Annotated in this window: 6 protein-coding genes; all 6 read right to left on the bottom strand. The window is 31.9% G+C overall.

Features of this window, described 5'->3' with window-relative positions:
• Nucleotides 1-69: 69 nt before the first annotated feature.
• Nucleotides 70-444, bottom strand: coding sequence for a hypothetical protein (locus tag SULYE_RS07280; protein WP_007548012.1), 375 nt, complete (start codon nucleotides 442-444; stop codon nucleotides 70-72).
• 10 nt (nucleotides 445-454) lie between these two features.
• A complete protein-coding gene (locus tag SULYE_RS07275; RefSeq protein WP_007548012.1) occupies nucleotides 455-829 on the bottom strand; it encodes a hypothetical protein in 375 nt (124 codons plus the stop codon).
• Nucleotides 830-839: 10 nt separating this feature from the next.
• Nucleotides 840-1,268, bottom strand: a complete 429-nt coding sequence (locus SULYE_RS07270; RefSeq protein WP_007548011.1) for a hypothetical protein — start codon at nucleotides 1,266-1,268, stop codon at nucleotides 840-842.
• 440 nt (nucleotides 1,269-1,708) lie between these two features.
• On the bottom strand, nucleotides 1,709-2,206 hold the full coding sequence (locus SULYE_RS07265) for a hypothetical protein (RefSeq protein ID WP_007548010.1): 498 nt from the start codon (nucleotides 2,204-2,206) through the stop codon (nucleotides 1,709-1,711).
• A 44-nt stretch (nucleotides 2,207-2,250) separates the two neighbouring features.
• Nucleotides 2,251-2,715 carry a DsrE family protein gene (locus SULYE_RS07260; RefSeq protein WP_007548009.1) on the bottom strand — a complete coding sequence of 155 codons (465 nt, stop codon included), beginning with the start codon at nucleotides 2,713-2,715 and terminating at the stop codon, nucleotides 2,251-2,253.
• 11 nt (nucleotides 2,716-2,726) lie between these two features.
• The coding region (locus tag SULYE_RS07255) for an MBL fold metallo-hydrolase (protein ID WP_007548008.1) at nucleotides 2,727-3,115 on the bottom strand (389 nt) is incomplete at its 5' end.

The following is a 3,115-nucleotide window of genomic DNA, read 5'->3' as shown; positions in this document are numbered from 1 at the left end:
TTCTTTACCTACTTTTTCCTCTAGCTTCTCTAAAAGCTCATAATCTATCACGTAAGCCATTTGTAACTCTTACTTGGCAAACGGTAAAAGTTTGATTATCAACTCTACCGCATCTTTGTTTATGAAGATGATTAAAAAAGCCAAAACGATAAACATAATTGTAAACTTTTTATCAAGCTTCTGTATATCATTTTGCAATTTTAACACTTCTTTGTCTATCTTAGCTTCAAGCTCAGTTTTAACTAAGATTAAATCAGCCTTTGTAGCAAGTTCTTTAGTAAGTTCATCTTTAAGCTCAAGCTTTTTCTGCTGTGCTAAGCTCTCTGATTTTTTATCAAGCTCGTTATAAATCAGCTCAATCGTTTGAGCAATCTTTTTAGCCTCTTCTTTTCCTACTTTTTCCTCTAGCTTCTCTAAAAGCTCATAATCTATCACGTAAGCCATTTGTAACTCCTTACTTGGCAAACGGTAAAAGTTTGATTATCAACTCTACCGCATCTTTGTTTATGAAGATGATTAAAAAAGCCAAAACTATAAACATAATTGTAAACTTTTTATCAAGCTTCTGTATATCATTTTGCAATTTTAACACTTCTTTGTCTATCTTAGCTTCAAGCTCAGTTTTAACTAAGATTAAATCAGCCTTTGTAGCAAGTTCTTTAGTAAGTTCATCTTTAAGCTCAAGCTTTTTCTGCTGTGCTAAGCTCTCTGATTTTTTATCAAGCTCGTTATAAATCAGCTCAATCGTTTGAGCAATCTTTTTAGCCTCTTCTTTACCTACTTTTTCCTCTAGCTTCTCTAAAAGCTCATAATCTATCACGTAAGCCATTTGTAACTCCTTACTTGGCAAACGGTAAAAGTTTGATTATCAACTCTACCGCATCTTTGTTTATGAAGATGATTAAAAAAGCCAAAACTATAAACATAATTGTAAACTTTTTATCAAGCTTCTGTATATCATTTTGCAATTTTAACACTTCTTTGTCTATCTTAGCTTCAAGCTCTTTATGACTTATTTCTATCTTAGATTCTAATTCTGTTTTTAATAATTCTAATTTTTGATATACAATATCAATATCAGCCTTTGTAGCAAGCTCCTTCGTCAGTTCATCTTTAAGCTCAAGCTTTTTCTGCTGTGCTAAGCTTTCTGATTTTTTATCAAGCTCATTATAAATAAGCTCAATCGTTTGAGCAATCTTTTTAGCTTCCTCTTTTCCTACTTTTTCCTCTAACTTCTCTAAAAGCTCATAATCTATCACGTAAGCCATTTACATCTCCTAAATACATCTATAAACAAAAATTTATTCTATCATAAGAATATTTCAAAAAGAATGCTTTAAAGAGAGGGTAGGTGCTTTAATTCCTGTAAGTTGCATGATGTGTGTAAAATGAGTTTAATTTTGTCCATCATCCTGAAGACGTAGGTCCGAAGGATCTCTTTTTTTAAAAATGGTGAGAAGATAAGAGGTAGAGATTCTTCGCTTCGCTCAGAATGACAATTTGGATTTTTGGAACAGCCTCACTTTTGTCCATCATTCTAAGGACGTAAGTCCGAAGGCCCTCCTTTTTAAATTTTATAAAAATCCCTAATTTCTCCTCAAGGTATACAAAAGGATATTTTATTAAATATTAAGAATTTTTAAAGTGCAGAACGATTTATTTTAAAGAAAAAGGTGAGTTAGCAATAGCCTCACCTTTCAAATTATTTTTACATTAAGTCTTTTATAGATTTATCAATCCTGTTTTCAAGTTCTTCTACTGCAGCCTTTGCTTCCGGGTACTTTGTACCATCTAAAAGAAGTGATGGTTTAGTTCTTACGATATAAGTATATTTATCGCCTTCAAGTTGGTAAACTGTAATCACAAATGGAGATAAAACCATTGCGTTTGGGTCGTTTGTAAAGATTTTATACAGCGTTGTCATGCTTGTAACAAGAAAGTTTTGGATATAATCAACTTTTAATTTTTTATAGTCTGGGAATAACTTAATGTTGTTTGAAAGTGGTGCTGCTGGGTCTGTTGTTGTTACTAAGATGATTTGATTAGCTTCAAGATTTCCTTTTAGTGCGATCATAATATCTGCAGGGTCGCCTTCAATTTTGTAAATAACCAATCCATTACCTGAACCCTCTGTCGATGGCTGCCATGCAAAAACTGCCGAGAATGACAGAATAACAGCCAACAAAATTGCTTTTAAAACTTTCATCAGTTAAACCTCCTATAATTTTGTAATTAATTATATCAAAGTATTTAGTGTATAGGAATGTAAGCGTATCCTTTGTTCTGCCAATCAACCAGTCCTATAAATGCGTTTGGGATTAGCTCTACGAAATTATACAGAGTCTTTGGGTCTATTTTTTTGCCTTTCATTCCTTGCTCACACATTTGAAACTTTACGCCGTAGTTGGTAGCCAAATAACTTAACCTTGATTCTATATCTTTTTGATTTTCTAAAAGTTCTTTGTCATCTTTGTATGGTGAATTTTGTAAGTCTTTTATAAAGAATTTGTACGCATCTCCATGGATGATTACAACTACCTTTAAATCTCTTAACTGGTTTTTGTAGTACTCGGCTGAATTTGCAAGTCCGCTCAAAAGATACATTTTAAACTTTTTTAAATCTCCTGTTGTAAGGTTGATAACAGCTTTTGGGTTTTCCTCAGCTATAGAAAAACTAAAAATTAATAAAATCAAGACTAAAACTTTTTTTATCATGGCTTTCACCTCTATTGGAAGTCTTCTAAGTCTAAGTCGTTGAAAATTTTATAAACGTTTGCATCGTTAAAAACATCATACATAACATAATTTTTGTATGGTGAGCTTTGGTTTATGTATGCTTTTATTTCATCAAGTCCTTTGCCTTCATCTTTTAATTTTTTCACTGTATCTCTCGTGTAAGATAGATAGTTATAAGTAAACTCTATAGCTTTTTTGTCCATTGGTTCATTGTGTCCACCAAGAATTATTTTTGGGTTAAGTTTTTCTAAATCTTTTAAGACGTTAAGCCAATTTTTAACAGAAGAGCCTCTATCTCCTGCAAATGGAATTCTGTTTAGATATACTAAGTCTCCGGCGAATAAAATGTTTTCATTTTTTACAAAAATAACGATATCAT

The organism is Sulfurihydrogenibium yellowstonense SS-5, from assembly GCF_000173615.1.
Classification (GTDB): domain Bacteria; phylum Aquificota; class Aquificia; order Aquificales; family Hydrogenothermaceae; genus Sulfurihydrogenibium; species Sulfurihydrogenibium yellowstonense.
Note: the sequence above shows the minus strand (reverse complement) of the source record. Positions and strands in the feature narration are given on the sequence as shown.

Bases quoted from the DNA above. Each gene is read 5' to 3' on its own strand.
- SULYE_RS07270 (WP_007548011.1), bottom strand. From the start codon at position 1,268: ATGGCTTACGTGATAGATTATGAGCTTTTAGAGAAGTTAGAGGAAAAA.
- SULYE_RS07260 (WP_007548009.1), bottom strand. From the start codon at position 2,715: ATGATAAAAAAAGTTTTAGTCTTGATTTTATTAATTTTTAGTTTTTCT.
- SULYE_RS07275 (WP_007548012.1), bottom strand. From the start codon at position 829: ATGGCTTACGTGATAGATTATGAGCTTTTAGAGAAGCTAGAGGAAAAA.
- SULYE_RS07280 (WP_007548012.1), bottom strand. From the start codon at position 444: ATGGCTTACGTGATAGATTATGAGCTTTTAGAGAAGCTAGAGGAAAAA.
- SULYE_RS07265 (WP_007548010.1), bottom strand. From the start codon at position 2,206: ATGAAAGTTTTAAAAGCAATTTTGTTGGCTGTTATTCTGTCATTCTCG.